At 66.4% G+C, this 3,562-nt stretch carries 5 protein-coding genes; 1 reads left to right on the top strand and 4 read right to left on the bottom strand.

The annotated features are described in order from the left end of the window. Positions 1 to 132: 132 nt before the first annotated feature. The gene (locus GY937_03995) at positions 133 to 705 is read right to left on the bottom strand and encodes a crotonase/enoyl-CoA hydratase family protein (protein ID MCP5055870.1); all 573 of its coding nucleotides are present in this window, start codon (positions 703 to 705) and stop codon (positions 133 to 135) included. A gap of 72 nt (positions 706 to 777) precedes the next feature. Continuing rightward, on the bottom strand, positions 778 to 1,509 hold the full coding sequence (locus GY937_03990) for a hypothetical protein (protein ID MCP5055869.1): 732 nt from the start codon (positions 1,507 to 1,509) through the stop codon (positions 778 to 780). 207 nt (positions 1,510 to 1,716) lie between these two features. On the opposite strand from GY937_03990, the gene GY937_03985 reads away from it, so the two are divergent. Beyond that, positions 1,717 to 2,253 carry a hypothetical protein gene (locus tag GY937_03985; GenBank protein ID MCP5055868.1) on the top strand — a complete coding sequence of 179 codons (537 nt, stop codon included), beginning with the start codon at positions 1,717 to 1,719 and terminating at the stop codon, positions 2,251 to 2,253. Between the two features lie 7 nt (positions 2,254 to 2,260). On the opposite strand, the gene GY937_03980 is transcribed toward GY937_03985, so the two are convergent. Both GY937_03980 and GY937_03975 read right to left on the bottom strand, forming a co-directional pair. Then, complete coding sequence (locus GY937_03980) at positions 2,261 to 2,806, bottom strand: GNAT family N-acetyltransferase (protein ID MCP5055867.1); 546 nt, start codon at positions 2,804 to 2,806, stop codon at positions 2,261 to 2,263. Between the two features lie 230 nt (positions 2,807 to 3,036). Further along, a partial coding sequence (locus GY937_03975) for a hypothetical protein (protein ID MCP5055866.1) occupies positions 3,037 to 3,562 on the bottom strand: 526 nt, incomplete at its 5' end.

The following is a 3,562-nucleotide window of genomic DNA, read 5'->3' as shown; positions in this document are numbered from 1 at the left end:
CGGTCGAGCCGGGAGGGCGTTCGCCCTGGGTCAAGGACCTTTCGACCCGGAAGATCTGAATCGGAATCCGGAACGGCGGGCTGCGTCGCCCCCCGGCCAAATGATCAGATTTCTACGCTTCTGAGTGAGCGTCTACACCAGTGTGGCGTCTTCGAGCTGCTCCGCGGGTACCAACCGGTCGAGGTAGCCTGCATCCGTGGCGCCGGCGGGATCGTAGATTTCCGCCTGGGCCACACTGCGTTGTAGATGCCGCCGGGAAAGTCGCTCTTCGGCCAACTCGACCCCGAACTGCGGAAGGGTCATGCCGATCGCCACCTCGTTCAGCCCGAGCTTGAACTCGCCCTCACTGCCGATACGCTGGTCCGCCGCGAGCAGCATCAAGGCTCCCATCGCAAGCGCATGGCCACTGCAGCCGGCCACGATCGGAAGCGGGCTCTCGACCATGCGCGCCAACAACTCGGCGCCTCCCCCGACCAGGCTCTGGGCGGCTTCGGGTCCCTGGCGCATCACGGATAGATCGAAACCGGCGGAGAAGCGCCCGGGGCGCCCGATCAGCGCGACGACTCGTGCTTCCTTCTCGGCGCGGTCGAGCCCGGCATTCAGCGCGTCCAACGCAGTCGGCGAGATGGCGTTGGCCTTCCCGTCGTCGAAACGAAGGATCGCGACCTCTTCGGAGAGTTCGTAGCGGAGGAGTTCGTCAGACATGGGCGCCCAGCGTAGGCGATTCCATCGAATCCCGGCATCTCCAGCCAGAAAGGCTCGGGAGCGCCCGGTGGACTACAGCCTGAGGCGGCCGTCACGCTCCTCGACGAAGCCGCGAATCTCTTCTTCGCTCTCGTCGTCCAGGCCACTCCAGCGCACCGCCATCCCGATCGGCAGGTTCTTCTTCACCAGGTTGCCCGGCACGTTGGTCGCGATGACCTCCGCTGAAACCCGGATGTCGCCCTCCGGAAGTGGCAGCGTGAGATGCACGATCGCGCGCGGCATCGAGGGGCGTGGCGTGGCCAGATAAGCCCCCCGGGCGGAGATCGAGTACAGCTTGGCGGGCTTTTCGCGCCCTCCTGCGTTGACCTCCACCGGCCAGTTCGTCGGAACGCGCGGAGCCCGTCGGGTCGAGACCATGGGTGCGCTGCTGAGCGATCGGTTCACCTGGAAACGCAGGGTATTGTCGTCGATGGGGTTCCAGAGGCCGTAGTCGACGCCGGCTCGCCGCAAGCGGCCGCGCTGATCCGCGTCCGGCCGCTCGCCAAAGGCGGCGATCGGCAGCGCCGGGATCCGGTCCGGCTCGGCCGCGCGGAAGGCTCGAAGAGAGCGCTCGAGATCCACCACGGGCAGGTCCGGCGGGATGATCACGCAGCCGACCTGGAAACGCTCATCGCAAAGGGCCTCCAGGCCCTGGTCGGTGGTCTTGGCCCGCACGACGTGGAAGTCCATCTGACGCAGACGCAGGGAGAGGGCCTCCATGCGCTGGGAGCCTGAATCGATCAGGAGTAGGGTTCGCCGTTCCACTTCTACCGCCTCGCGTCCGGGGGACGTGTAGGACCATCGGCAAGTTGCGTCTTCGGCCGGAGGGGAGTGTTTTCCGGGTGATCGGGCTCACCAAGTCCGGGCTCACGATATTTTCAGAAAAGCCGATATACTGTAGGAGAATCCCTTCTCTTTTCTTGCCCGGGGAGCCGTTTGGCCCTCGAGGCGGCTTCGAGGAGCCCCCCCAGTTTGCCTCAACCCCCCATCTCCCCCGATCTCCACGCCGCGCTGGAGCGCGGCGCAGCGGCCTGTGCTGGCCTCTTCGATACGCCCACCCTGGGCGGCCTTGGGCGGGTTCGCATGTGCCGCCTGGCGGGTTTTCCAGATGAAGGTCTGGTGCCCGGGGACGACATGACCGCCAGCCTCGTGCTCCCGGTCCATGCACCGACGCCGGCCACCGCCGTACTCAGCTTCGAGCCGGAAGCTGCTTTCCACCTGATTCGCTCCGCGGCGGGCGAACCCCAGGGCGAGCCTCTGGGGCGCTTCACCGCGTTGGGGCAGGCTATGGCCGAACGAATCCTCGCTGAGCTGTTCGGCGAGCCAGCGTGTCTGGGCCCCATCCGACTCGAGGAGAATGGCGTCGTTCCGACCGTCCTTGGGACGCACGCTCCCCGAGACACGGCCCTGCTCTGCGCCGAACTCGTCCTGGCGGACGAAGAGTCAGCGGTGGGCGGTGTGTTCTACCTCTTGACCGATCGCAAAGAGCCGAGCGGCCAAGACGCCTGAGGCGCTTTCAGCGTCTGAGATCCCGCTTGTGGTTCCGCGTGAGCCACGCATCGCGCCCGATGCGGTAGACCCGGCGGCCCGGTGATTCCTCTTCCGGTTGTCGCGTCAGACCGCACTTCACGAGCACGCGTTCGGATGCCTTGTTCGCTTCGTCGCAGCTCGCTCGTGCCCGATCGGCACCGAGGGAAGAGAACGCAAGGTCGAGTACGAGGAGAGCGGCTTCGGTTGCATAGCCCTGGCCCCAATGGGAATGCGCCAGGAAGTAACCGAAGGCGATCTCGGACCGACCCGATGGATCCGTCTTCCATTCGAAGCCGGCATCGCCCAGAACCTCTCCGTCCGCGAGTCTCTCGATGGCCAGGAAGAATTCTTCCCGAGCCGTCGAACTCTGGGCCGCGACACATCGCTGAAGGTGTTCGCGAGAGCCGTCTAGATCCGTCGGCGCCCAGTCCAGGAACCGGCCCACCCGCGGATCTCCAAGCCACCGGTGCATGGCCTCGGCCTCGTCGGCCCTCCACTCGCGAAGCCGGATTCGGTCCCCAAGGCACTCCATCGCCAAGAGTTTGGCGGATCATGGCGTTCTCGGCGCAGGTGCGGCGATCCAAGCCGCCTGCGTGGCGTCGAGGTTGGCCAGCCTGGGTTTCGCGGGGCTGTTGAGGGGGATCGGTCAGGGTGTTCGGGGGTTCCTTCGATCCTGCGGGGCGTTTCCGGGCGACCAGCGAACGGGCGCGCCGCCTTGGCCCGCATGGGTAGGGCGGATGCCGGCTCTGGCCCGTGGCTCGGTTATACGGCGCTCGGGACCTCGGCCGGATCGAGCCGCGGGCCAGCCTTGCGCCAGCCCTCCGCCAGAAGCCACGTATGTGGGTTGGCGATCGCCACCACGTTTCCGCCAGGTCGTTCCCGCGCCTGGGCCACGAGTCCCCGTGCGGAGCGCCGCCAGCCCTCGAACCAGCGGCCAGAGGATGCAGGATCGATCCTCATTGTCCGAGGCTTCGTCTTCATGTGCCTACGAGCATTCAGAAGCACGTAGCGCATCGCATTCCGCATCTGGGTCGGCGTCCGCAGCACCACGTGATGGAAGCGGTCCAGCAAGACACGCCCCTGCCGCCCGAACACCCGGTTCACCGCCCGCGCCAGACGAGCCCCCAACGCATTCATTCCCCTGCCGAGCGCCCCCGCATCCTTGGCCTCGACGATCAGATGCAGATGATTCGACTGGATCGAATAGTGAACGAGCCGGAAGTCCGTGCGGTCGAGCACGCAGGCAAACGACCGCTCCACCTCTCGCACCAGCCGCCCATCTCGAAGT

The sequence above is a fragment of the bacterium genome (genome assembly GCA_024228115.1).
Classification (GTDB): domain Bacteria; phylum Myxococcota_A; class UBA9160; order UBA9160; family UBA6930.
Note: the sequence above shows the minus strand (reverse complement) of the source record. Positions and strands in the feature narration are given on the sequence as shown.

Coding starts and splice junctions, on each gene's coding strand:
- GY937_03995 (MCP5055870.1), bottom strand. CDS start 705: ATGTCTGACGAACTCCTCCGCTACGAACTCTCCGAAGAGGTCGCGATC.
- GY937_03980 (MCP5055867.1), bottom strand. CDS start 2,806: ATGGAGTGCCTTGGGGACCGAATCCGGCTTCGCGAGTGGAGGGCCGAC.